The following is a 22,121-nucleotide window of genomic DNA, read 5'->3' as shown; positions in this document are numbered from 1 at the left end:
GAGGGGGGGTTACCGCCTGTACCTAATTTTCCGGAAATTTCATTCAAACTATGTATGGGCCCGGAAAGGTCTGAAAGGCTGCATAAAACTGGAAACATCCGACTTGGTGTTTTTTTGTAGGGCGATTCCTTTATGGTTGTGGGTTGGGTCTCTGCTTGCTGTTGCTTGGGGGGGAGCGCTATGCCAACTAGGAAACGACTAGGCTATTGTGCTTGCTCTGAATAATTCGAACAGCGAAATTGGACTTTCTTATGAATAAAGTGCTGATCGTGGATGATCATCCTGTCATTCGTCTTGCTGTGCGTATGCTAATGGAGCGTCATGGTTATGAAGTCGTTGCCGAGACTGATAACGGTGTCGATGCGTTGCAACTTGCACGGGAACATATGCCGGATATTGTCATACTGGATATTGGAATTCCCAAACTTGACGGACTGGAAGTTATTTGCAGGCTGTCCTCAACCAAACAACCTGCGCCGTTCAAGGTGTTGGTGCTGACGTCTCAAGCTCCCGGGCATTTTTCAATGCGTTGCATGCAAGCCGGAGCTGCTGGCTATGTGTGCAAACAACAGGATCTGACCGAGCTGCTCAGCGCGATCAAAGCCGTTTTGTCGGGCTACAGCTATTTCCCGAACCAGGCTTTGAACTCGGTGCGTTCCACTATGGGTAATGCCAGCGAGGCTGATATGGTCGAGCGTCTGTCGGGGCGTGAGATGATGGTGTTGCAGCAACTGGCCCGTGGTAAGACGAACAAGGAGATCGCTGACGGTATGTTCCTCAGCAACAAGACGGTCAGTACCTACAAGACGCGCTTGCTGCTCAAGCTCAATGCCCGCTCTCTGGTTGACCTGATCGAACTGGCTCAGCGCAACGGCCTAGTGTAGAGGAGGGTATAACACCCTACGTAGCCAGGGTGACCGGCAGAAAAAAGCCTCCGTCAGGGAGGCTTCCGGTGATCGACCGCTTGGTCAGAGGTCGAAATCGTAATCGGCCAATTGCTTTTGCAGGCGTCGCTCTTCCAGAAGATTGTCGATGGTGCGGCGTTTGCTCAGATTGGTCTTGGCCACTTCTGCAACAGGTGCATCAGTTCCATCGTCATCCGACTCCACAAGGTCGTCTTCGATTTCCAATTGTTCTTTGCCAGTGCTCATAAGGTTAACTCCAGGCTAAGACTGCCGTTGGCGCTCCTTATAACGATAATCCGCGGGCGGGTAAAAAAGATTTTTTCAATCGTGAGATGAAGAAAATCAATGATTCCTCAATCGTCGGATGTCTTGTCTTTGTATTCACACAAATCTTCGATCCGACAGCTCCCGCAACGGGGCTTTCGGGCTTGGCAGACGTAGCGTCCGTGCAGGATAAGCCAGTGGTGGGAATCAAGCAGGTAGGGCTTGGGCACGAACTTCATCAGTTGCTTTTCTACCTCCACCACGTTTTTCCCGCGAGCAATTCCGGTGCGGTTGCTGACTCGGAAAATATGCGTATCCACGGCCATGGTCAGTTGTCGAAAGGCGGTGTTGAGCACCACGTTGGCGGTCTTGCGACCCACGCCTGGCAGGGCTTCCAGGGCTTCACGGGTTTGCGGCACTTCGCTGCCGTGTCGCTCGATCAGCAAACGACAGGTCTCGATCACATTCTTGGCCTTGCTGTTGTAAAGGCCGATGGTCTTGATGTACTCCGACAGCCCCTCAACGCCCAGGGCATAGATTGCTTCGGGTGTATTGGCCACGGGAAATAACTTGGCTGTGGCCTTATTGACACCCACGTCCGTGGATTGAGCGGACAGGATCACCGCAATCAGCAGCTCGAACGGTGACGAGTAAGCCAGCTCGGTCTTGGGTTCTGGATTGTCTTCGTGGAGCCTGCGAAAAATTTCCAGGCGTTTTGCAGCATTCATGAGGCGAAATGTTCCTTGCAGACGGTCAGCGGGATGTCGAAGTGGAGAGCCCTGTGTGAGGCCCTGCGAGCGATAATCCAAGCAGAATAAGCCTGACGGGCATCAATATGTGTCATGGCCGCGCCGAAAAGGCCAGCAAGGCCGGGTTCCGTGCCTGTTACAGCTCAGTCACCATGGTTATCCACCTGGCGTTGAGCTTCATCGAGTCTGTGCTGTGCATCCGCCAGTTGCTGCGCGTCGGCCTGTTGGTCCTGGGCCTTCTTCAACTCGGCGCGGCGCATCGCCAGCTGAATCTTCGCGCGTTTAAGGTCAGCAGAATTGCGGTTGGATTGTTTGGCTACCGGAGCGCCACTGAACTCCAGCGCTGCCAGGGCCTGCTCCGCCGCCTCGAACTGCTGCTGGAGGACAATCAGTTGCGATTGTTGCTCAAACGTCGGCGGATGCCCAAAGGCTTTCAAGGATTTGTGCAGTTGGGCACGGCTCATGGTTACATTGACCTTGGCCTTCTTCACTGCCGCATCGCGTGCTGCTTGTGCTGCGTCTATCGTCGTTACTTCTACAGGTGCCGAGCGCTTGGGGCGGGCCAGGCGTTCGGCGAGTTTGTGTGCTTCTTCGCGCTGCAGGCGCGCGTTACGTTGTTCGAAGCGGCGACGGGCGCGACTGCGTTTGACCTCGCGCTCAAGGCGTTCTTTATCATCGCTCGCCAAACCACCCACAAGCGCAACGACGCTGAGCGGCGCACGCATCTCGATGCAATCAACCGGACAGGGCGCCACGCAAAGGTCACAGCCGGTGCACTCGTCGATGATCACCGTGTGCATCAGCTTGGCGGCGCCGACAATGGCATCCACCGGGCAGGCCTGGATACATTTGGTGCAGCCGATGCACTCGGCCTCGCGGATGAAGGCGATTTGGGCTGGCCCGTCTCCTCGGCTGGTGTCCAGTTCCAGCATCGGCACGTTCAGCAATTGCGCGAGTCCAGCAATGGTCTCCTGACCACCGGGCGGGCACTTGTTTATCGCTTCGCCCTGAGCAATTCCTTCGGCGTAAGGTTTGCAGCCTGGGTGCCCGCATTTGCCGCATTGGGTCTGCGGCAGCAGCGCGTCGATACGTTGAATGAGGTTCATGCTGAGATCGTTGTCATGCCGGTTGATTAAACAAACAGAGCCTGATTATCCGGCAGGCAAGAAGGGAGGCTAGCTGCAAAGCCCTGTCGCCGAAACGACAAGGCTTGTTGTGCAGATTTACTTGATGCGCTGACCCGGCTTGGCGCCACTGTCAGGGCTGAGCAGGTAGATTTCTTCACCGCCAGGCCCTGCCGCCATCACCATGCCTTCGGAAATACCGAACTTCATTTTCCGCGGCTTGAGGTTGGCGATCATCATGGTCAGGCGACCATCGAGTTTGGACGGGTCCGGATAGGCGCTCTTGATCCCGGAGAACACATTGCGCCGCTCATCGCCGATATCCAGGGTCAGGCGCAACAGTTTGTCGGCACCTTCCACCGCCTCGGCCTTGACGATGAGGGCAACGCGCAGATCGATGGCGGCGAAGGCGTCGAAATCGATTTCCGGGGACAGCGGATCCTTAGCCAGTTCGCCATTGCCGGCCGGTGCGGCGTCGCCGGTGTCGGTCTGGCTGGCGGCCAGGTCTTCTTTCGAAGCGTCGGTCATGGCTTGTACCTTCACAGGGTCGATGCGCGTCATCAGCGGCTTGAACGCGTTCAACGGGTGGTTGGCGAGCAAGGTGGCGTGGTCGTTCCAGGTCAGGGGGGCGACATTCAAGAATGCCTCGGCATCGGCGGCCAGCAGTGGCAGCACCGGTTTGAGGAAGATCACCAACTGGCGGAACAGGTTGACGCCCGTGGCGCAGATCGCCTGCACCTCAGCTTCTTTGCCTTCCTGTTTGTTCAGTGACCATGGGGCTTTATCTGCGATCCAGGCGTTGGCGCGGTCGGCCAGGCCCATGATTTCACGCATGGCGCGGGCGAAGTCACGGGCTTCATAAGCATCGGCGATGCTCGGCGCGGCGGCCAGGAAGGCGTCGGTCAGCTCCGGTGCGGCATTCTCGGCCACCATCACGCCGGCATTGCCCTTGTGGATAAAACCGGCGCAACGGCTGGCGATGTTAACGACTTTGCCCACCAGGTCAGAGTTGACCTTCTGCACGAAGTCTTCCAGGTTCAAGTCCAGGTCATCGACGCCACGGCCAAGTTTGGAGGCGTAGTAGTAGCGCAGGTATTCCGGCGACAGGTGGTCCAGGTAGGTGCGCGCCTTGATGAAGGTGCCACGGGACTTGGACATCTTCTGACCATTGACGGTCAGGTAGCCGTGCACATTGATGCCGGTCGGCTTGCGGTAGCCCGAGCCTTCGAGCATTGCTGGCCAGAACAGGGCGTGGAAGTTGACGATGTCCTTGCCGATGAAGTGATACAGCTCGGCCGTGGACTCCTTGCTCCAGAACGCGTCGAAGTCCAGCTCCGGCGTGCGGTCGCAGAGGTTCTTGAAGCTGGCCATGTAGCCGATCGGCGCGTCCAGCCACACATAGAAGTACTTGCCTGGCTCGCCTGGAATCTCGAAGCCGAAGTACGGCGCATCGCGGGAGATGTCCCACTGCTGCAGCCCGGCATCCAGCCATTCGGCGATCTTGTTGGCCACGGCGTCCTGCAAAGTGCCGCTGCGGGTCCAGGTTTGCAGCATCTGCTGGAAATCCGGGAGCTTGAAGAAGAAGTGCTGGGAGTCCTTGAGCACCGGGGTGGCGCCGGAAATCGCCGACTTGGGATCCTTCAGGTCGGTGGGGGCGTAGGTGGCACCGCATTTTTCGCAGTTGTCGCCGTACTGGTCTTCAGTGCCACACTTGGGGCAGGTGCCCTTGATGAAGCGGTCGGCCAGGAACATTTTCTTTTCCGGGTCGAAATACTGGGTGATCGAGCGAGTTGCAATGTGGCCGGCTTCTTTCAATCGCAGGTAGATCTGGCTCGACAGCTCGCGGTTTTCTTCGGCGTGGGTCGAATGGAAGTTGTCGAAGTCCACCAGGAAATCGGCAAAGTCGGCGCTGTGTTCAGCCTGCACATTGGCGATCAGTTGTTCCGGCGTGATGCCTTCCTTTTCGGCGCGCAGCATGATGGCCGAACCGTGGGCGTCGTCCGCGCAGACATAAATGCATTGATTGCCGCGATGCTTCTGGAAGCGCACCCACATATCGGTCTGGATGTACTCAAGCATATGGCCAAGATGGATGGAACCATTGGCATAGGGCAGGGCGCTGGTGACGAGGATCTTGCGTGGCTCGGACATGGGGCTCGGCTACTTGATGAAACGGAGGTCGGCCACTATAAAGCGCCGGCAAATTTATTTCACCCCGTGGCGTTGTTTCAGCATCCTGCAAACTGTCGAAAGCATGCCGTTACGTGGCCGGAACGGTTAGGATAGCCGCCTGTTTCAGTCAGTCTTTTTCGGGAGTAGCCCATGAGCGCCGTGAATCGCGCAGCGGTGGAAGCCGTTCTTCGCCAGTACACCGACCCCTATTTGAACCAGGACCCGGTGAGCGCCGGCTGTGTGCGAGCCATCGAGGTCCAGGGCGATCAAGTCTCGGTCCAGTTGGAGCTGGGCTACGCCGCCGGCCTGTTCAAGAACGGCTGGGCACAGATGCTGCAGATGGCCATAGAAGGTTTGGACGGCGTACGTTCGGCCAAGGTCGATATTCAATGTGTCATCGCCGCGCACAAGGCGCAGGCGCAGATCCCGGGCTTGGCCAACGTCAAGAATGTGGTGGCAGTGGCGTCCGGCAAGGGCGGGGTGGGCAAGTCTACTACGGCGGCCAACCTGGCCCTGGCCCTGGCCCGCGAAGGCGCACGTGTGGGCATTCTCGACGCCGATATCTACGGGCCGAGCCAAGGCGTGATGTTCGGCATCGCCGAAGGCACGCGGCCGAAGGTCAAGGATCAGAAGTGGTTCGTGCCTATCGAGTCCCTGGGCGTGGAAGTAATGTCCATGGCGTTCTTGACCGATGACAACACGCCAATGGTCTGGCGAGGGCCGATGGTTTCCGGCGCGTTGTTGCAACTGGTCACCCAGACAGCCTGGGGCGACCTGGACTACCTGGTCATCGATATGCCGCCCGGCACCGGTGATATCCAGCTGACCCTGGCGCAGAAGGTGCCGGTGGCGGGTTCAGTGATCGTTACCACGCCTCAGGATCTGGCGCTGCTGGACGCGAAAAAAGGCGTGGAGATGTTCCGTAAGGTCAACATTCCGGTGCTGGGCGTCGTGGAAAACATGGCGGTGCATATCTGCTCCAATTGCGGTCATGCCGAGCATTTGTTTGGTGAAGGGGGCGGCGAGAAGCTGGCCACCCAGTATGGCGTCGAGCTATTGGCCTCGCTGCCGTTGTCGATGCTGATCCGCGAACAGGCTGATGGCGGCAAGCCTACGGTAATGGCTGAGCCTGATAGCCAAATCGCCATGATTTATCAGGAACTGGCCCGCCATGTGGGCGCGCGGATCGTGCTGCAGGAAGCGGCCATGCCATCCATGCCGACGATCACTGTCAGCGAGGATTGAGGCGAGGAGGGGGCGATTACGCTTTTGCGCAATGTCTCATGTAAGCATTCGCTTACTTTTTCGTAAGCGAATGGTTTTTTTCCTCGCCCTGGGTGGCTAAAAAATGCGAAAGACTTTTCTATCTTATTGAAACATAACAATTATTTAGGGGTGTTCTGTTACGTCGGCGTGCTGGAGTGGATGTAGCATCCCGTTGAACTTCCCTTGGAACTCTCTAACATCAGTCCTGTGTCCACGGATTGACACGGCCATCAAGGAACGATGGTTAAAGGAATATCGCGGGATGCGATTCATCAGGATGATGAAAAGGAATAAAGGGACTAAGGAAAAAATGTGGGCGGGTCATACCGCCCCTTTTTTCGCCTGTAGAAAAGTAAAAGCAGGTCCAGGAAATGCAAAAAGGCCCGCAAGGGGCCTTTTGAGGAACGGTGAGGCTATCAGCGTTCGAGATCGGCGATTTTGCCGGTCTTGCCATCCCACTCTTCGGCGTCAGGCAGAGCGTCTTTCTTCTCGGTAATGTTGGGCCAAATGTCAGCCAGCTCAGCATTCAACGCAATGAAGTTCTCCATGCCGGCAGGCACCTCATCCTCAGAGAAGATCGCGTTGGCCGGGCATTCTGGTTCACACAGGGCGCAATCAATGCACTCGTCCGGGTGGATGACCAGGAAGTTCGGGCCTTCGTAAAAGCAGTCCACCGGACAGACTTCTACGCAGTCGGTGTACTTGCACTTGATGCAGTTGTCGGTGACGACGAAGGTCATTTCTAATTTTCTCCTCAGGCGGCGGCAGCGAAACCCTTAATGGTAGGGCTCGCGAGGTTCGGGAGCGATAGTCTGCAGGCCAGGCTAAAAGCCAGCAGCATCCCAAACCGCGCGAGAGTCTACCAGTTTGCAGGCCTGTGCGTTATATCCGAGTCTTCAGTGCATATAACATTTCGAGTGCTTTACGCGGTGTCAGATCGTCCAGCTCCAGCTTGGCCAGTTCATCCAGGACGGGGTGGGGCAGGCTGGCGAAGAGATCGCTCTGATGTGGCGCGGCACTTTGTCGCTGAGTCTTGGCGGGACTGGCAACCGCAGTTTCGTGGGGTAACGCAGTGGTTTCCAGGCGACTGAGGTGTTCGCGGGCGCGGCTGATCACGTCGTTCGGCACACCGGCCAGTTGCGCAACAGCCAGGCCGTAGCTTTGACTGGCCGGCCCCGGCAATACATGGTGCAGAAACACGATACGCTCGTTGTGCTCGGTCGCGTTCAAGTGCACGTTGGCCACCAGCGGCTCGCTTTCCGGCAGTACGGTCAGCTCGAAATAGTGGGTGGCGAACAGCGTGTAGGCGCGTAAATGTGCCAAGCGCTCGGCGGCGGCCCAAGCCAGGGACAGCCCGTCGAAGGTGCTGGTGCCGCGACCCACTTCGTCCATCAGCACCAGGCTGCGTTCGGTAGCGTTATGCAGGATATTGGCGGTCTCGCTCATTTCCACCATAAAGGTCGAACGCCCACCGGCCAGGTCATCGCTGGAGCCGATCCGGGTGAAAATCCGGTCTACCAGGGACAGCTCGCAACTGGCCGCCGGCACAAAACTGCCGATATGCGCCAACAACACGATCAACGCCGTCTGGCGCATGTAGGTGGATTTACCGCCCATATTCGGACCGGTGATCACCAGCATGCGGGTATCGTCATCCAGCGACAGATCGTTGGCGACGAACGGCGTGGTCAGCACCTGCTCCACCACCGGGTGACGCCCCTGCACGATGCGCATGCATGGCTCGGTGACGAACCGCGGACAGTTGAGGTCAAGGTTGAGGGCGCGTTCGGCCAGGTTGCTCAACACGTCCAGTTCCGACAACGCGGCAGCCGTGTCTTGCAGCGGTGCCAGTTGGCCGATCAGGTCTTCGAGCAGCGCCTCATACAGCATCTTTTCCCGCGCCAAGGCCCGGCTTTTGGCTGACAGTGCCTTGTCTTCGAACTCCTTAAGCTCCGGGGTGATAAAGCGTTCGGCACCTTTGAGCGTCTGGCGGCGCTGATAGTCGATCGGCGCCTGTTCGGCCTGTTTGCTGGGCAGCTCGATAAAGTAGCCATGCACGCGGTTGTAGCCGACCTTCAGATTGGCCAGGCCAGTGCGGGCTTTTTCGCGGGCTTCCAGGTCGATAAGGAATTGCCCGGCGTTTTCGCTCAGGGCTTGCAACTCATCCAGTTCGCTGTCGTAACCGGCCTTCAGTACGCCACCGTCACGGATGATGGCCGGCGGGTTATCGATGATGGCTTTTTCCAGCAGCGCCGCCAGTTCCGGGTAGGTGCTGGTGGTCACGGCCAGTTGTTGCAGGTGCGGCGCGTCCAGTTCCGTCATGGCTGCTTGCAATTGCGGCAGGGCGCCGAGCGCATCGCGCAGGCGCGCCAGGTCGCGCGGGCGCGCATTTCGCAGGCCGATCCGCGCCAGAATGCGCTCGATATCGCCGATTTCCTTGAGCTGCGGCTGCAGCTTTTCAAAGCGGTAACCATCCAGCAGGCAGGTGATGGAGGATTGGCGCGCTTGCAGCACCTTCAGATCCCGCAGCGGACGGTTCAGCCAACGGGTCAGCAGGCGGCTGCCCATGGCGGTCTGGCAACGGTCGACCACCGATTGCAAAGTATTGTCGCGCCCGCCGGCCAGGTTGGTGTCCAGCTCCAGGTTGCGACGGCTGGCGCCATCGAGCACCACTGTATCGTCCAAGCGTTCGTGGCGCAGGCTGCGCAAGTGCGGCAGGGCGGTGCGCTGGGTTTCCTTGGCATAGCTGAGCAGGCAACCGGCGGCGCCGATGGCCAGGGTCAGGGTTTCGCAACCGAAGCCTTTAAGGTCTTGCACGGAGAATTGCTGGCACAGGCTCTTGAGCGCCGAGTCACGCTCGAAATCCCACGGCGCGCGACGTTTGGTCCCACGCCGTTTTTCCGCCGGCAAGTCCTTGGGCCAATCGTCCGGGATCAGCAACTCCACGGGATTGATGCGCTCCAGCTCCGCCAGCAGGTTCTCCCACCCCTTGATCTCCAGGACTGTGAAATTGCCGCTGGTGATATCCAGCACGGCCAGGCCGAACAAGCGCTCATCGCCCAGCACCGCCGCGATCAAGTTATCGCGACGCTCATCCAGCAGCGCTTCATCACTCACCGTACCCGGTGTAATGATGCGCACCACCTGACGTTCCACCGGGCCTTTGCTGGTGGCCGGATCGCCGATCTGCTCGCAGATCACCACCGACTCGCCCAGTTTTACCAGCTTGGCCAGATAGCCTTCGAGGGAGTGGTAAGGAATCCCACACATCGGAATTGACTGCCCCGCCGACTGCCCGCGCGCGGTCAGCGTGATGTCCAGCAACTTGGCAGCCTTCTTCGCGTCTTCGTAGAAGATCTCGTAGAAGTCGCCCATGCGGTAGAACATCAACTGATCAGGGTGCTGGTTTTTCAAGCGCCAGTACTGCTGCATCATTGGGGTGTGGCTTGAAAGGTCTGTCATACGGGGCGTTCAGCTCTTCCTGTCTATTTGACAAAGTACATCTGTCTAATACTACAGGGATTTTTTCGGCATTGTCGGCGGGAGGCCCACGTTGATTTTACGCAGGCGCAGATAACGTTGCGTCATCTTTGCATCGGTATGGCCACCGAGCTTCTGTGCGTCGTTGCCCTGGTCGTCCGTGTCGGAAAGCGACTTGGCGCGCAGGTCATGGAGGCTTGCATCTTCAACGCCGGCCTTCCTGCAACTGATTGCGAAGGCATCTTTCACCGAGCTGTAGTGCACTGGCTTGCCGCCGCGCGGGGAACAGAACAGCGTGAGCCCACGGATCTTCCTAGGCAGCGCCTTTGCGCGCGCGATCAGGTCTTCCAGGTCTGGAGTCATTTGCACCAGCAACCTTGCGTTCGTCTTCTCCTGCTTGAATGCAATGCCTTCGGCGCTGATGTCGGCCAATCGGATGGACAGCACATCACCGATGCGCTGGCCGGTCAGGTAGCACATCTCGTAGATGACGCGCATGTTGTCGCTTGAGTTGGCGCAGATCGCCTGGAACTCGCCATGGGTGATGTACCTGTCGCGCTTGTGTTCTAGGTGCCGCCGTACGCCGATGCACGGATTCGAGTCGACGATCTGCTGCTCCAGTGCGTAGGTGAACACCGCCCGCAGTACCGAGATCACCCGGTTCGACATGTTCGGCGTGTCCGCCATGTGCAACTTGAGCGCCACGACGTGGCGTTGAAGCACCTCGCGCGGCTCGAAGTCGGCGAAGGTCTCCTTCAGCCGCTCGCAAGCCGCCTCGTACTGCTTGAGCGTGTTCGGCTTCAGCGGCGGCTTTGTCCTGGTGCGCATGTGTTCCAGCGCGTCGTCGATCAGTTTGGGCATTCCGCCCATGCTGCGCTTGTCCAGAAGCATGGCGTACTCAGCGAGAGACGCCTGAAAATCCGTGCCAAGGCGCAACCACTTGCCCTTGCGGACTAAGTAGTAGGCGCCGTGCTTCTGGTACATGCACGCTGGCAGGTGCCGGTCCTTCTTGCGCGGTCGCATCTATCTCACCTCAGCACAGCCGCAACTCCGGCCCCTTCCTTGATTGAATACCACCCAGTCGCCCGATGACAACTTGGCGCAGCACCTTCGGGTGACCATCACCACCTACCGCGAACCCGTATCGTTCTGCGGTCAGCCACTTTATCTGTGCCCCTGGCTTCTTGTAGCCGGTCAGGTCGGCAACTTCCTCTGCTGTCAAAAACATTTCTACCTCCCGCCCACCGTGGGCCGCGCTGTCTTGATGATGTGGATTGCCAGGCCGAAGCTGATCAGCAGCCAGGCGCATGTGCCGGCGAAGGCGTAGAGCAGTGCCCCGGTAGTGCCGGTGTTCAGCAGGTAAGGCCCGGCCCAGAAGAACCAGCCGATGGTTCCTACCAGGTACAGCAAAGCGCCCAGCAGTATCAGGGTGAGTTTCATAGCGAACATGGGGTGTCCTTGCCGCTATAGCGGCAGAAGGTGGGTTACAGGCGGATGCGGAAAACGCCAGGCTCTTCGTAGTTGCCGATTGCCTGCTCCATGAGGGCGTAGGTTTTCGGTGCGCTTTTTGCCTTGCACCAATCCATCCCAGCCTCATCGACAAAGGCTTGGCTGATCTCTGCCCAGCTGGCTGCCAGCCCAGCCCATGCAGGACTGCGCGACTTCATCTCCGGCATGCGCTCTTTCCACTCTGGTATCAGATCCAGCAGCAGGAGGCAGCGATTGAGGTCGTCAGGGTCGTGCGGGTGATTCCAGCGATCCTTGTCAGCATTGCCTGTCATGTGGCAGTAGATCGCCTTTGCAGACATGCCTACGCGGCCATTCAGGATCCATGCCTGGGCTCGTTCCGCCACTGTTGTGTCAGATCCCGGCATGGACGTGTCGTATCCCACTGGGCACCCAGCCGATTCAAGCGCCTTGACACACGCGTCTTCGAAGCCTTTCTGCTTAACCTTTCCCTGCATCAGCAGATTCATAACCGGGACGATTGCGTCCAGTTGGCGCTGATTCAGGATGTGGCCTTTCAATTCTACGGACATAGGAATACCTCGCCCGCCGCTCACCGGCAGGCATGTAGGGGGATGGAGTGATGGCGTTGTGCCTAGATATCTGTGTTGTTGGGATGGGTGTAAAACGGGTATTCATTCCACCCAATTGCCAGGAGGGCGTGTGTCACACCAAATAGATGTTCCGATTGCCCACGCATATCGGGGTCACACGATGTTCCTCAAGTTCGACTGGCGACGTCCGAACGACGATGCACCGGTTGCCGCGAAGATCATCGAGCCCGCGTCAATTGATGGGTTGGGCGAAGTTGCTGCTGAACTGACCGGGCCCTGGCCTGACTATCCGGCGGCGCTCGATGAGGCAATGGCTGCTGCTGAGCGCTGGGTTGATAGTCAATTGCCCTGACGCCATTCGACGGCAGGTATGCAGGGGATTGGGTTAAGGAAGCGTGCTGCCGATTTGAGCTGCTACGACGGTGACTGCTTGGCGTAGCGCGCCGGCTCGTCCTGCATCGTCGGTCCAGCCGATGTTCTCGCCAAAGCCGCGACGCTCGACCACCACGTACTGCAGGTTGGTGAGCCAGAGGATGCTGAGCTGAAGCTGCACCGCAATGCGGACAGCCTGGCCTTCATCGCTGAGTGGGTTCCATTGCTCCCGGCCAGATTCTGGATCATCGTAGTAGAAGGCATCGCTCCCGCGCCGGTACTCCAGCTCGAAGCCCATTGCTTTGGCTGACAGATTTAACAGTTCATGGTCTGTCATGGCCTGCCCACCTTGTAGATGAAGACGTAGGCGAACCAGAGGGTGGCGATCATAGTAGGTGAGCCCCTGCTTCGAGCAATCCGTCCCGATCCGCGCGCAAGCTGTCGCGCTCAGCCTTGAGCTCGACAACTATGCCCAGCAACTCATCGCCGTCGGCGTTCATTTCGGCGTTGAGCGCATTGCCAATTGCGCCCATTTCCATGCTGGCCGAAAGAAGCATGCGCTGGTTGCGCTCCAGGTCGGCGATCAGCTCAAGTACCACGGATGGCGGTACCGCCATTCCGTAATCATTCAGCGCGACATAGTCGCCGCAGTCGTTCTTGGCGGCCTCGGCCAGCCGTTTCAGTTCGGTGTAGTCGGTCATCAGCATTCGCTCCAGTTCATGGCCTGGATGTATTCGCACGGGACCACCAGTACGTCAGACGGTACGGTGTTTTCGATCCTGGCATCGCCGAAATAACCTATGGCAGCCTTAGCACGCTCAAGCGCAAGTTCGGCATGGCGCATCTGCCAGGACTTGCGCTGTTTGTACGAGCGAAGTGCCAGGGATTTGTCGGTATAGGCGAACCGGCGACCGTGCTCACCGCCTTCCTTCAGCACGCGTTTGCGGTACTGCTTTAGCATCGATTCACGATGCGGGCCGCCGAAGAGGTTGTTGTGGAATTCCTCCACGATGTACCAGCACTGATCGGTTTCGCCGATAACCACGTACTTTTTGCAGGTGACTTCCAGGCCTTTCGGGTCGAGCTCGTCGACGTAGCGATAATGGTCCGGGCCGAGTTTTATCTTTTCCATGGTCGAGCTCGTCCTTGCCGCTATAGCGGCTGACTTTGAAGGGGAGGGGTTACAGAGAGGGGTTGAGGCGTTTCAGCTCGTCGAGGCAGGCTTGGATTGGTAGATTCTTTTCGGCTAGCAGCACATAGCGAGCCCCGCATTTTGGGCATGCAGCTGCCATGCAGTTTTCCGAATCACAGCCTGGGCACTTGTCCTCTATTGGTTCAGGGCCTTGCCATTCGCAATCATGGCAGGCGCCAATGCCCACTCCAGAATCATTAATTCCGACATGGTTGCAGTTATCGCACTGGCGGGCCTCTGCGCGAAGGTGGCCGCCGGAACTAACTACCGCTACCGGCGCGGGCTGCTCGGCGTAGAGCTTCACCTGCTCGCCATGCTTAAGCGAGACAGTGCTGGCGTAGATCGCATGAGTTATTCCAACCGAGGTCATCACGCCCTCAATGATTGCGTCAGGGTGGCGCGCTACCGGCTCGCCATAGGGCTTGGCGGCTGGCTTGCATGGCTTCAGGAACTTGGCGATATCCCTTTCAAGATCAGTCCAGCCGCCACCCTCAACGACTGCGCGTGCGCGCCGGAGCAGGTCAATTGCCAAGTCATTCCTCTCATTCGCTGCGGTCAGGCGCTGCTGAAGGGCGTGACGTTCACGGATCGCCTGAGCGTGCTTGCCGCGCCAATGCAGCACGGCGTCCAGTTCTTCAACCGTTTGAATTACCTTGCTCATACTCAAAACCTCAATTGTCTGTGCCGGTGTAGGTGCGCCATGGCACCTTCACGCCGTTGACCAGAAAGCCCCAGTCACCACGCCACTTGCTGGTGATGAAGAGGGTGTAGACGCCGCCGGGGGATAGTTCGTCGATCCGGTGGTACTCGCCGTGGTTGAGCCTCGCGGTGTCGCCGGCGTGACGGTCGATGTATTCGGTGGCCTGGGCGCCGGCCGGCACGTTCAGCCCTGACAGCACCGGATCTTCATGGTCGAGCAGCCGCTGTTCCGTGTACCAGCCTCGCAGGATGATGGTGCGGGCGTTCCACGGGTGGTCATGCAAATCTCGGTCTTCGTCGGGCCGCATGATGTGGTGCACGCGGAACGACCAGGGACACCACCACAGCGCTGGCTTGTGCGTTTCGCGGGAGTAGGGGTTGAACAGCCACCAGCGGCCCATATACATCTCGGTGCCGTCGGCGGACATGATGTGAAGGTATGGGGTGCGCTGGGCGCGGCCGATGAGCCAGGCGGCAACCGCCGGGCGCGCAAGCAGCTTGGCGACCAGGCGCCAGAACAGGTTGATCACGGGGAGTCCTTGCCGGGCCATGCCCGGGCGGTGGAGTGAGGGAGTTACGCGGCGTATGCTTGGCGCTGCTCGGCGCGCCATGGGTCGTTGGCTCGAGCCAGGGCGGCCATCGGCGGCGGGCTGACGCTGTTGCCGCACATGTGCACCTGCTGAGTCTTGGTGAACGGCTTGCCGTCGGCGCCGTGGCTGATGACGTAGTCGGCGGGGAATCCCTGAGCCTTGTACAGCTCGGCCGGCTTCAGCATCCGCAGGCAGATGTCGACGATCACATAGGGCGTTCCCTTGACCATCACGGTGACCATGGCCAGGCGGTCCTTTGTGGTTATCGTCGGCGCCGGCGAGTCACATGCGCTGATGTTCTCGGTGCCGTAGTAGCTGATCAGGAAGGCGGCAACCCGCAGGGCGCCTGCTTCATGCTCTGGCGAGAGGGTGAGCGACACCAGCGAACTCTTGCCGCCACCACCGGCGGTGATGGTCGGCGCTGGATCATCGAGGCCCTGGCCAATGCTGCCGCCGAATGCCCGCTCCATGAATGCGCTGACCAACCCGTGGTGCTGGCCGCCGGCGCTGATGGTGTGCAGCGGGTCGTTGAGGTCGCGCACATCGCAGTTGCCACGCAAGTGCACCAGGTTTGCCACGGCCAGTTGCTGCTGGCTGCCAGTGTTGGTGACCGTCGTCATGGGTTCGTGCATGCCCTTGGCGTGCATGGTGTTGAACCCGCCGTTCGCCTGGATCATTACCGCGGCGCTGACTGCCTGTCCGCCGCCGCTGGCAGTGACGGTGCCGACCGGCCCGCAGATGTCATTGACCCCGTGGGAGCGGCGTTTGTTCGCGCCAGAGCCCTCGCCGTGCCCGGCCTGAACGATGCAGGCGGAAGCCAGTGCTCGATGGTTCTGTGTCATCAGTGTGCCCACCGGCTGGTCCATGCCCACCGGTTTGCCGGAATACTCAGGCCCACCGGCTCCAACCATCAAGGGGCTGATCAGGGTCAGCTCACCCCGATTCGCGCACGTAACCGTGGGCAGCGGATCAAGCGGGTCATTGATACGATCGCTGCCCTGGTGCGTTGCCGGTGCGATGATTGGGCTGACCACCGAAAAGGCGCCGCCCTTTGGGTAGGAGGTGATGGTGCGCAGCGGCTCGCTGGCCGACTGCACCGTCTCTCCCGACCAGTTGGCGATCGGCACAATGAACGGCGCTGCGCTATCGATGACGAACTTCTTCATGCCCTTGGCAACGCGGCGCAGGGTGGCCGGGGCCAGGTCCTTCTTGCGGCCGAAGATGCTTTTTCCCAAGTCGGTGAAGTCGATACAGTCGGCGGCGGTTTTCCACTTTTGCTGGCCCTTGGCGGGGTTTTTGGCGTGAGTCGCCTCCGGCCACACGATTGGCTGGCCGTCGCACCGGGCGATCATGAACAGGCGCTCCCGGCTGGTCGGCGCGCCGAAGTCGCACGCCTTGATCACCTTCCACTCAACGACATAGCCCATTGCTTCCAGCAAGGTCACGAAGCGGCGCCAGGTTCGTCCCCGCTGTTTCGGGTCCGGGATCAGGAACTGCTGACCCACCGGCACAACCTCACCAGGTGCAGCAACGTCGCCGCCGAGCTTCACCACGCGGCCGGTTGCCTTGTCGCGCTTGGCGATCAGGCGACCCCACTGCAGGATCTGCTTCACGTTCTCCAGGCTGATAACTCGGGGCCGCTTCTTGCCTCCCCACTTCAAGCCAATCCACGAAAGGTTGCGGATCTCGCGCTTACGCGGTTGGCCGCCGGCCGCCTGGCTGTGATGCGTGCAGTCCGGTGACATGTGGAACCAGCCGACGGCCTTGCCACCGCACTCGGTGTCCGGGTCACCCTCGAACACGTCGGTGGTGAAGTGCTTGGCACCCGGGTGATTCACGGTGTGCATGCTGATCGCTTGCGGGCTGTGGTTCTTCGCCACGTTCACCGTGCGGCCCAGGCCCATTTCCAGCCCGGTACCGGCGCCGCCACCACCGCAGAAGAAGTCGACAACGATCTCGTCGTCCTGAGGGTTGAAGCCGAGTCCGTATTGGGTTTTGAAATCGAAGGGGTGTTTCTTCTGTTGTGCGGACATAGGGGATCCTCGCCTGCTGGCGTGATTCGTAAATTGGGTTGATGATTTGCACTCAGCAAAAACCTGACGGTGACTGCGATGAGCACGAAAACCGATGTGGAAGCGATACGCCTGATCGGCGCTGAGGTTGTCCGCCTGCTGAGCCTTCCTGATGAAGCGCTCGAAGCTGAGGTGCGCCCAGGACTTAAGTTGATCGCTGACCTGGCGAAGTGGCGTGACCTCGCCGGCCTGCCTGCTACTGAGCCGGCTGGCGTGATTCGTTAATGAGTGGGCTCATATGATTTCCCGCAGAACCAAAATCAGAAAATGAAGTCTTCATATTGGTTTGCAGCCATTAATTAAAACGGACAAAAAATCATGAGCCTAATTGACTGCCCTGAATGCTCTGCAAAAATCTCTGATAAAGCCTACTCCTGCCCCCACTGCGGAAATCCTTTTCGCGAGCCGCCATCTGGCCGCTATTTCAGCGAAAAAAATATTGGGCAGATTGCCGGGGTTACCGGCGTCTGGCTAACAGCTCCTTGGCTCGCACGGATGGTGTTTGGAGTCGTCGCTGTGATTGCGATAGCGGCAGTTTTCATAGTTCGCTCAAGCTAGAATCTAAAAATATCTGCGTCCGAGATTGATATGGGGTATTACGGGTGACCGGCATGGCGCCGGATTAAGGAGTTTGAGATGGCTACTGATCGTGAGATTTCTTTAGAAGTTGCGCTTATTTCTGTTGTTAAAGCGGCACACAAGCAGGGTGTTGACCTTAAATCATTGCTGGATTTAGCGGCGGAGGTGGTATCCAGCTTTCCGCATGAGGATCCTGCTCGAGATGATCGAATTTCTTCCGCATGCGCAGAGATAAGCAATGCTCACACTGCTGTCCTGACTGGCGTGCGGGTAAAAGCATAGTCACCCTAAAGGGCTTCAACCCCGGTCTTGGCGAACTCATCAAGCTGTCGCGACTGCTTTTCTGTCATCTCGAAATCAGGTCGCGACATGCTGACGAAGCGGGCGGATTCTTCGGCTGACGCAGCTGCCAGGTTGATCAGGAAGGTCGATACCGTTTCCTGCCATTCCTCGAAGTCATGGCGCTCGCCTAGCACCTGAAGCGCGTCATCGAGCGCTTTGGAGACAATCAACGTTCGCTTCTCGGCGCCGATCCTGTCGAGCAGCGCCTTCTCTTTCGCACGCTTGTCCCGCTGGATCTGCGCGTTGTCCTTCGCCAGGGCCTACCTCTTCGATTTCATGTGCTGGCAAATCAAGCCATGCCTGCCGTCGGCGCTGCCGCACCTGTTTGCTGATCCGCCTCATGGGTTGCTGGGCAGCTTGAAGTTGTTTTCGCTGGCGATGAGTCTGGCGCGTTTGTAGTCAACGCCGGCTTCCAGGCAAGCCTCGTGCAGCGAATACCCCTCATCGACAAGGCGCTTTAACCGCGGCGCTATCTTGTCCCGCACGGCGCGCAGCTTCTCGCTACGAGTGCTTTTGATTGGTCCGCCTTTCTCGCCTGATACGCCGCTGGCGATCTCTTCAACTGACTTGCCCGCGCCGAAAAATGCATCCATCTGGCGGTTAAGGTCAGCAATCACAGCGTCTTTCGGGTTTGGCATCGGTACACCGATCATTGCGCACCGCCTGACAGCGTCACCTTCACGCCGTCTGCACGAGACTCCAGTGCCTGGGCGAAGTTGCTGGCCTCTTTCCATGTCCAGCGGAAGCCCTTCACCTTGCCGGTGGCGAGCTCGACGATGTGATACGCCCTACCGCGGGTGATGATCTGATAGCGGATCTTCTGCACTGGCTGCTCCTTGCCGATCAGGGCGTAGAAGTCTTCGGTAGCAATGCGGGAGCGAACATGCAGGGCCGCAACCCCGTCTACGCGCTGTTGAATTGATGCGTGCATGCTGGATACCTCAGTGGGTTGCGTTTATTCGTCAGCACCCTGACCGCCTGGTATGTGTCGGTGGGCCCAGGGGAGGGAGCTGACGGATAAAGGCGAGTAAAAAGAAAGGCCCGTTGGACGTTCGGGCCTTTCACCGACGCAGTAGTTTGAGTTTTGGGCGGGACCTTGAGCGCCAGAACGCCTAGACCCCGCCGGTACATCGCCAGCGCTCACGGTGGTAGCACAGTGGATCGGTTGGCAGGCCGTCATCAGGTGGCGGTTCTGGCCGCGCATGGCTGAGCGCTGCGCCGATCAGGAACAGTAGGAGCATGAGATTCTCCGGTTGGGTTTTGATGCAGGTGGCCGCATAGCGGTATTGGTCGTCCGCATCCCGCTGCCCACTCATTGAATGGGCAGAAGTGATGCTCAGCGCTGTTTGATCAGCGGCCAGATCAGAAGCAGGCTCAGCACCGCAAGGAACCCGTCGGCGCACATGCTGATGATTCGAGATACTGAATCGATCAGCACCACGCCGACGAGCAGAGCGACGATGAGAAAAGCCCGCAGGCTTTTCACCAGCTCTGTGAAGCCCGGCATTACAGGTGGTCTTTCAGGTTCAGGCCGAGCAGCTTCGCGCTGCGCTCCAGCGCGGTCAGCTCAGCGGGTTCGATCTCGCCGTCGGCCTCGGCCACCGTCAGCATCACGTTGAGTACGGTCAACGCTTCGGCTGGGGAGTGGGCCAGGTCACCAAGTTCTTTCTCGGCGTTCTGGCGCAGGATGCGAGTGCCTGATTTGAAGTCGGTCTTGGCACGGTCGATGGTGTTGGACAGCTCCGCGCCGAATCCCTGAAGCGCCGGGTTGTTGCTGAGGATGGTTTCGATTTTCGACAGCTCGCTCTCTTCAAGCTCGCCATCAGCGGCCGCAACGTAGATTGAGCCGTACACCACCGCTTCCATCAGATCGCGATTTGCCAGCTTGGCGACTGCTGCACGGGCCTGACCGGATTTCTTGCCGAACAATTTGCCTAACATGGTGATTCCTCTGGGTTGGGTTACATCCCGCTGCACCCTGTCGCCAAGGTGCAGGAGTGATGCTTTCGGTTACGCAGTGAGGCTTGGCCTTTCCGACTGGCGAACCACACGCACTTGCGCGGTGCGGCGTTCTGGTGCCCGGCGATCGCGGCGCATGGAGTCATCGCTGATCATTGCGTGCATTGCGATCAAGGCCGCCAATGTGAAGCACATCGGGGAGATAATCTGACGGCGCATCGCCTCGGCCACCGCGGCTGTCTGGCGGGTGACGCCGAGCTTGAACATCGCGCAGGAAAGGCGCTTGGCCACGGTGCAGGCCGCAACGTCGAACTGGCGGGCAATCTCCTTCGCCGTCTTGCCCTGGGCGGTGCCCAGCAGGTACTGAACTTCCTTTGGCGCAAGGCCGAGTCCGAGATGACCCTTCCATGCGCCGCTGACGATTGTTGATTCCATCAATGTGACTCCCGGTTGGTTTCCCGTCTGGCCCTGTCGCCAAGGCCAGCCAGTGAAATCTTCCGTTCTGTTTAAAGAGCTTGATCCAGTCGGTCCCGTTTTCAGGGGCTGGGAGATCACTTCGCTGATCCCGAGCTATCTGGCGGCTTCACCAGTCGTGTATCGCCGAGTTCTACTCGGCGATGGAGCAAATTTAGAAAACTAAACAGAAATCGTCAACCGTTATTTTAGATATCTTAACTTTTGTGGCCGCGGGATACGCCCGAACGCTGATTGCGTCAAGACTTACGCGATTAGAAAAGATCGGATAATCTGCGCATTAACCTGTATGGATATACAGCAATTAAGGAGCAGCCGATGGCGAGTCCGCAGAAGAAAACCCAGCAACAAGCCCCCGTATCAGGAGTTGAGCGCCTCACGCTCAGAGTCTCCAGCATGATTAACCATCCCATCGCTCAGGACCGGAAGTGGGCAACCATCCACAGGCTTGATAGCGATGGAGAGCGTGAGTGGGAGGAGGTTATGGGCGTGCTCGCCGACGTTGACGGTATTGAGATGACTTTCAACGACGAAGATGAATCGGTCACTTTGAGCTGGGAAGCTGCGGCCGATGAAGATCCCCGGGTCCAGGATCATGATGAGTTAGATGCGGTTGAAGAGCCCGCGCCTTTCTGATGGGCATAAAAAAGCCCGCTAGGTGGCGGGCTTTTGGTTATGCCTTTCGGGCATTCCAGATCAACAGCACCTTGGCGTGGATCGTCACGTCGTCGATTCGAGCCGTTTGGTTTTCATAGTGTTTGTTGTCGGATATCAGCCTGTAGCACTCTTCGTCCATGCGCATTACACGCTTGATATACAGCTCTCCATGCCAAGTGAGAACGTATATCCCCTCGCCGATGAAATCCTTTATCCCCTTGTCGACTATCACCAGGTCTTTGTCGTTGATCGTCCCGGCCATGCTTTCGCCCCAGCCGTTGATCATCCCCAGCGATGACGCGGAGGTATAAGTAACCCCTTTCTCGCGAAGAATTTCCTCGCGCACTACTAGATTTCGAACGACCTCGGTGTAGTCGGGCGGCACCTGGCCGTGCCCCATAGCCGCTCGGATATCGTATTGAGGAATGACGATTTCTTCACTTGTGGGTCGAAGACTCGACAGATGGCTTGAGACGAAACTCCCGCCGTGCTCGGCTGGACTATCTGCTTGCTCCGCTGCCGCGAGCATCGTCTCGCGAGCCTTTTCCGAAAGATTCTTTCCAGCCCTAGACGCGAGCATTTTTGCCATCAGCTCAACCGTGGACATTCCGGCCTTAGTGTCGTCGCTGGACGCTTGATCCGGCGTACCGACGCCATCGGACAACCAATCCGGCGAGCAATCCAAAGCCTTCGCTAGCGCCAAAAGGTTTTTCCCCTTTGCGCCATTCGTGCCGCTCACCCAGAAACTGACCGTCGCCTTTGATACGCCAGTCAGCTTGCTGATGTCGGTGGCGCTGAGGTTGAGCGCCTTCATGCGTGAGATCACGCGGTCTTTAAAGTCCATATTTAGGATTCTAAACATTTCACTGTTTAGATAACTTGCCTTGTGTTGTTAAGAACTCTAAACTCGCCGGAGACAATGGAGACACGCCCATGACCTTCGACGAAGCCCTAAAACATTTCCGCACCGGGCGCGCCATCGGTGACGCGCTCCGCGTTAGCGGTAGCCGCGTTTCCCAGTGCCGCGCTGCGGGTGGTTTTTCTTACCCAATGCAGTGCGTTCTTGAAAAGGAGTCTGGTGGTGCATTGGTCGCCAATCGAGACGATGACCCGACTCAGCCATTGAAGCAGTCCGCCTGATCTGTTCGATGACGCCATTTTCCGT

At 58.5% G+C, this 22,121-nt stretch carries 31 protein-coding genes; 7 read left to right on the top strand and 24 right to left on the bottom strand.

Features of this window, described 5'->3' with window-relative positions; genetic code table 11:
- The first annotated feature begins 251 nt into the window (after positions 1–251).
- A complete protein-coding gene (locus YA0848_RS08390) occupies positions 252–884 on the top strand; it encodes a response regulator transcription factor (protein ID WP_034096139.1) in 633 nt (210 codons plus the stop codon).
- An 84-nt stretch (positions 885–968) separates the two neighbouring features.
- Here YA0848_RS08390 and YA0848_RS08385 read toward each other — a convergent pair whose 3' ends face one another.
- The 4 genes from YA0848_RS08385 to metG all read right to left on the bottom strand — a co-directional run bounded on the left by YA0848_RS08385 (position 969) and on the right by metG (position 5,193).
- Positions 969–1,151 carry a PA3496 family putative envelope integrity protein gene (locus tag YA0848_RS08385; protein WP_034096140.1) on the bottom strand — a complete coding sequence of 61 codons (183 nt, stop codon included), beginning with the start codon at positions 1,149–1,151 and terminating at the stop codon, positions 969–971.
- Positions 1,152–1,258: 107 nt separating this feature from the next.
- The gene (gene nth / locus YA0848_RS08380; protein ID WP_034096141.1) at positions 1,259–1,897 is read right to left on the bottom strand and encodes an endonuclease III; all 639 of its coding nucleotides are present in this window, start codon (positions 1,895–1,897) and stop codon (positions 1,259–1,261) included.
- A 164-nt stretch (positions 1,898–2,061) separates the two neighbouring features.
- Positions 2,062–3,024 (bottom strand): electron transport complex subunit RsxB, encoded by a 963-nt coding sequence (gene rsxB, locus YA0848_RS08375; protein ID WP_047881572.1) that lies wholly within the window; start codon positions 3,022–3,024, stop codon positions 2,062–2,064.
- A 117-nt stretch (positions 3,025–3,141) separates the two neighbouring features.
- Complete coding sequence (gene metG / locus YA0848_RS08370) at positions 3,142–5,193, bottom strand: methionine--tRNA ligase (RefSeq protein ID WP_034096143.1); 2,052 nt, start codon at positions 5,191–5,193, stop codon at positions 3,142–3,144.
- A gap of 171 nt (positions 5,194–5,364) precedes the next feature.
- On the opposite strand from metG, the gene apbC reads away from it, so the two are divergent.
- On the top strand, positions 5,365–6,459 hold the full coding sequence (apbC, locus tag YA0848_RS08365; protein ID WP_034096144.1) for an iron-sulfur cluster carrier protein ApbC: 1,095 nt from the start codon (positions 5,365–5,367) through the stop codon (positions 6,457–6,459).
- A 437-nt stretch (positions 6,460–6,896) separates the two neighbouring features.
- Here the strand turns inward: apbC and fdxA are convergent, their stop codons facing one another.
- The 6 genes from fdxA to YA0848_RS08335 form a co-directional block, all read right to left on the bottom strand.
- Positions 6,897–7,220, bottom strand: coding sequence for a ferredoxin FdxA (gene fdxA / locus YA0848_RS08360; protein WP_034111970.1), 324 nt, complete (start codon positions 7,218–7,220; stop codon positions 6,897–6,899).
- 142 nt (positions 7,221–7,362) lie between these two features.
- Positions 7,363–9,942, bottom strand: coding sequence for a DNA mismatch repair protein MutS (mutS, locus tag YA0848_RS08355; RefSeq protein ID WP_169902713.1), 2,580 nt, complete (start codon positions 9,940–9,942; stop codon positions 7,363–7,365).
- Between the two features lie 51 nt (positions 9,943–9,993).
- Entirely contained in the window at positions 9,994–10,983 is a 990-nt protein-coding gene (locus YA0848_RS08350; protein WP_198712458.1) for a tyrosine-type recombinase/integrase, read from the bottom strand.
- Between the two features lie 10 nt (positions 10,984–10,993).
- On the bottom strand, positions 10,994–11,188 hold the full coding sequence (locus YA0848_RS08345; RefSeq protein WP_005785292.1) for a DUF4224 domain-containing protein: 195 nt from the start codon (positions 11,186–11,188) through the stop codon (positions 10,994–10,996).
- Between the two features lie 2 nt (positions 11,189–11,190).
- Entirely contained in the window at positions 11,191–11,409 is a 219-nt protein-coding gene (locus YA0848_RS08340) for a hypothetical protein (RefSeq protein ID WP_198712457.1), read from the bottom strand.
- 35 nt (positions 11,410–11,444) lie between these two features.
- Positions 11,445–11,999: a hypothetical protein gene (locus YA0848_RS08335; protein WP_198712456.1), complete on the bottom strand. Its 555-nt coding sequence runs from the start codon at positions 11,997–11,999 to the stop codon at positions 11,445–11,447.
- A gap of 181 nt (positions 12,000–12,180) precedes the next feature.
- On the opposite strand from YA0848_RS08335, the gene YA0848_RS08330 reads away from it, so the two are divergent.
- A complete protein-coding gene (locus YA0848_RS08330; RefSeq protein ID WP_221440259.1) occupies positions 12,181–12,372 on the top strand; it encodes a hypothetical protein in 192 nt (63 codons plus the stop codon).
- Positions 12,373–12,405: 33 nt separating this feature from the next.
- On the opposite strand, the gene YA0848_RS08325 is transcribed toward YA0848_RS08330, so the two are convergent.
- The 6 genes from YA0848_RS08325 to YA0848_RS08300 are packed head-to-tail and all read right to left on the bottom strand — an operon-like array spanning position 12,406 to position 16,906.
- Positions 12,406–12,729, bottom strand: a complete 324-nt coding sequence (locus YA0848_RS08325) for a hypothetical protein (protein ID WP_198712440.1) — start codon at positions 12,727–12,729, stop codon at positions 12,406–12,408.
- Positions 12,730–12,778: 49 nt separating this feature from the next.
- Positions 12,779–13,093, bottom strand: a complete 315-nt coding sequence (locus YA0848_RS08320; RefSeq protein WP_198712439.1) for a hypothetical protein — start codon at positions 13,091–13,093, stop codon at positions 12,779–12,781.
- Positions 13,093–13,524 carry a hypothetical protein gene (locus YA0848_RS08315; RefSeq protein WP_198712438.1) on the bottom strand — a complete coding sequence of 144 codons (432 nt, stop codon included), beginning with the start codon at positions 13,522–13,524 and terminating at the stop codon, positions 13,093–13,095. Before YA0848_RS08315 ends, YA0848_RS08320 begins: the two co-directional genes overlap by 1 nt.
- Before the next feature lie 49 nt (positions 13,525–13,573).
- Entirely contained in the window at positions 13,574–14,245 is a 672-nt protein-coding gene (locus YA0848_RS08310; RefSeq protein WP_198712437.1) for a hypothetical protein, read from the bottom strand.
- 10 nt (positions 14,246–14,255) lie between these two features.
- Complete coding sequence (locus tag YA0848_RS08305; RefSeq protein WP_198712436.1) at positions 14,256–14,813, bottom strand: hypothetical protein; 558 nt, start codon at positions 14,811–14,813, stop codon at positions 14,256–14,258.
- 44 nt (positions 14,814–14,857) lie between these two features.
- The gene (locus YA0848_RS08300) at positions 14,858–16,906 is read right to left on the bottom strand and encodes a DNA cytosine methyltransferase (RefSeq protein ID WP_198712435.1); all 2,049 of its coding nucleotides are present in this window, start codon (positions 16,904–16,906) and stop codon (positions 14,858–14,860) included.
- 78 nt (positions 16,907–16,984) lie between these two features.
- On the opposite strand from YA0848_RS08300, the gene YA0848_RS08295 reads away from it, so the two are divergent.
- Positions 16,985–17,170, top strand: coding sequence for a hypothetical protein (locus YA0848_RS08295; protein ID WP_078825168.1), 186 nt, complete (start codon positions 16,985–16,987; stop codon positions 17,168–17,170).
- Between the two features lie 411 nt (positions 17,171–17,581).
- A complete protein-coding gene (locus YA0848_RS08290) occupies positions 17,582–17,806 on the top strand; it encodes a hypothetical protein (RefSeq protein ID WP_124356040.1) in 225 nt (74 codons plus the stop codon).
- A 5-nt stretch (positions 17,807–17,811) separates the two neighbouring features.
- On the opposite strand, the gene YA0848_RS08285 is transcribed toward YA0848_RS08290, so the two are convergent.
- The 7 genes from YA0848_RS08285 to YA0848_RS08260 all read right to left on the bottom strand — a co-directional run bounded on the left by YA0848_RS08285 (position 17,812) and on the right by YA0848_RS08260 (position 20,260).
- Entirely contained in the window at positions 17,812–18,036 is a 225-nt protein-coding gene (locus YA0848_RS08285; protein WP_232925069.1) for a hypothetical protein, read from the bottom strand.
- Positions 18,037–18,204: 168 nt separating this feature from the next.
- Complete coding sequence (locus YA0848_RS08280) at positions 18,205–18,519, bottom strand: hypothetical protein (RefSeq protein WP_198712434.1); 315 nt, start codon at positions 18,517–18,519, stop codon at positions 18,205–18,207.
- Complete coding sequence (locus tag YA0848_RS08275; protein ID WP_198712433.1) at positions 18,516–18,797, bottom strand: hypothetical protein; 282 nt, start codon at positions 18,795–18,797, stop codon at positions 18,516–18,518. Before YA0848_RS08275 ends, YA0848_RS08280 begins: the two co-directional genes overlap by 4 nt.
- Before the next feature lie 181 nt (positions 18,798–18,978).
- Positions 18,979–19,107, bottom strand: coding sequence for a hypothetical protein (locus YA0848_RS36395; protein ID WP_269835991.1), 129 nt, complete (start codon positions 19,105–19,107; stop codon positions 18,979–18,981).
- Positions 19,108–19,202: 95 nt separating this feature from the next.
- Positions 19,203–19,373 (bottom strand): DUF3927 family protein, encoded by a 171-nt coding sequence (locus YA0848_RS08270; protein WP_198712432.1) that lies wholly within the window; start codon positions 19,371–19,373, stop codon positions 19,203–19,205.
- Positions 19,373–19,807, bottom strand: coding sequence for a tellurite resistance TerB family protein (locus tag YA0848_RS08265; RefSeq protein WP_169902703.1), 435 nt, complete (start codon positions 19,805–19,807; stop codon positions 19,373–19,375). The genes YA0848_RS08270 and YA0848_RS08265 overlap by 1 nt, the downstream gene beginning before the upstream one ends.
- Positions 19,808–19,876: 69 nt before the next feature.
- Positions 19,877–20,260, bottom strand: coding sequence for a response regulator transcription factor (locus YA0848_RS08260; protein ID WP_198712431.1), 384 nt, complete (start codon positions 20,258–20,260; stop codon positions 19,877–19,879).
- 357 nt (positions 20,261–20,617) lie between these two features.
- On the opposite strand from YA0848_RS08260, the gene YA0848_RS08255 reads away from it, so the two are divergent.
- Positions 20,618–20,935 carry a DUF1654 domain-containing protein gene (locus YA0848_RS08255; protein ID WP_198712430.1) on the top strand — a complete coding sequence of 106 codons (318 nt, stop codon included), beginning with the start codon at positions 20,618–20,620 and terminating at the stop codon, positions 20,933–20,935.
- 37 nt (positions 20,936–20,972) lie between these two features.
- Here YA0848_RS08255 and YA0848_RS08250 read toward each other — a convergent pair whose 3' ends face one another.
- On the bottom strand, positions 20,973–21,800 hold the full coding sequence (locus YA0848_RS08250; protein WP_198712429.1) for a S24 family peptidase: 828 nt from the start codon (positions 21,798–21,800) through the stop codon (positions 20,973–20,975).
- 89 nt (positions 21,801–21,889) lie between these two features.
- On the opposite strand from YA0848_RS08250, the gene YA0848_RS08245 reads away from it, so the two are divergent.
- Positions 21,890–22,096, top strand: a complete 207-nt coding sequence (locus YA0848_RS08245; protein ID WP_169903743.1) for a hypothetical protein — start codon at positions 21,890–21,892, stop codon at positions 22,094–22,096.
- Positions 22,097–22,121: the final 25 nt, after the last annotated feature.

It is taken from the genome of Pseudomonas sp. S4_EA_1b, from assembly GCF_016307435.1.
GTDB classification, from domain to species: domain Bacteria; phylum Pseudomonadota; class Gammaproteobacteria; order Pseudomonadales; family Pseudomonadaceae; genus Aquipseudomonas; species Aquipseudomonas rhodesiae.
This window is presented reverse-complemented; position numbering and strand designations above follow the sequence as displayed.